The 1,169-nt window shown below is 38.7% G+C and carries 2 protein-coding genes; one reads left to right on the top strand and one right to left on the bottom strand.

Annotation, left to right across the window (positions count from 1 at the left end):
* Positions 1–45: 45 nt before the first annotated feature.
* Positions 46–201, bottom strand: a complete 156-nt coding sequence (rpmH, locus tag QVD32_RS13175) for a 50S ribosomal protein L34 (RefSeq protein ID WP_008862477.1) — start codon at positions 199–201, stop codon at positions 46–48.
* Between the two features lie 190 nt (positions 202–391).
* Here rpmH and efp point away from each other — a divergent pair, with 190 nt between their 5' ends.
* Positions 392–955, top strand: coding sequence for an elongation factor P (gene efp, locus QVD32_RS13180; protein WP_008862476.1), 564 nt, complete (start codon positions 392–394; stop codon positions 953–955).
* Positions 956–1,169 lie beyond the last annotated feature (214 nt).

Consider the following 1,169-nt stretch of genomic DNA (forward strand, 5'->3'; position numbering starts at 1 on the left):
CCGTATCGATCGATACGGCTTTCTTTATATGTCGAATAAAAAATTTTAGAAAGGATGTCTTTCGTCCGATACCGTCAATTTAGCACGACCTTTGGCGCGACGGCTGGCTAATACACGACGACCATTGGCAGTCGACATTCTCAGGCGGAATCCGTGTTTATTTATTCTCTTTCTGTTTGAAGGTTGAAATGTTCTTTTCATTGCCGTTATATTTTATCGTTATTATTCTTTTTTCGGACTGCAAAAATAGATACTTTTTTTTAATAAACCAAGAGATAATCTATTTTTGGGGTTTTCTTTTTGAGATTTTACCGATTTAATTTACTTTTGCATTTGGAATCGTCAGAAACAAAGAATAATATAAATCCAAAATAAAGTAATAAAGACAAGTATGATTAACTCGCAAGACATTAAAAACGGAACTTGTATTCGTTTGGACGGAAAACTCTATTTCTGTGTAGAATTTTTACATGTAAAACCGGGTAAGGGCAATACGATTATGCGTACCAAATTGAAAGATGTGGTATCGGGTCGAGTGCTCGAACGCCGTTTCAATATAGGCGAAAAGCTGGAAGATGTTCGTGTAGAACGTCGTCCGTATCAATTCTCTTATAATGAAGGAGAACATTATCATTTTTTGAATCAAGAAACGTGGGACGACCTTATCATCAATAAGGACTTGATTACGGGGGTAGACTTTTTGAAAGAAGGCATGGTTGTCGAAGTCGTTTCCGATGCTTCTACCGAAACTGTTTTGTTTGCCGAGCTTCCCGTAAAGGTGCAGCTGGAAGTTACCTATACCGAACCCGGTTTGAAGGGCGATACAGCGACCAATACGACTAAACCGGCTACGGTGGAAACCGGGGCTACGGTGCGTGTTCCTCTTTTTATAGAAACGGGAGAGATGATTGTTGTAGATACTCGCGACGGTTCTTATATCGAACGTGCGAAATAAGATTTAATCTAAATAAGATGTATGAAACGGAGTTCACCATAAGCGAACTCCGTTTTTTATTTTCTCTGTTTTTTATGGAATATGGTATGCGTCTCGACAAAAATCTTAGAAGCTGTTTTAATTTATTCCGAGACAGATTGAGACCTATGTTGAAGCAGATTGGAGTCCGAGATATGCAGTCAATAGCGGGCTATTGACAAAAATCAAGGGATTC

Source organism: Barnesiella sp., from assembly GCF_022723415.1.
GTDB lineage: Bacteria > Bacteroidota > Bacteroidia > Bacteroidales > Barnesiellaceae > Barnesiella > Barnesiella intestinihominis.

What these genes read in the sequence shown, in the direction of transcription:
- rpmH (WP_008862477.1), bottom strand. Translation starts at nt 201, where the DNA reads ATGAAAAGAACATTTCAACCTTCAAACAGAAAGAGAATAAATAAACAC.
- efp (WP_008862476.1), top strand. Translation starts at nt 392, where the DNA reads ATGATTAACTCGCAAGACATTAAAAACGGAACTTGTATTCGTTTGGAC.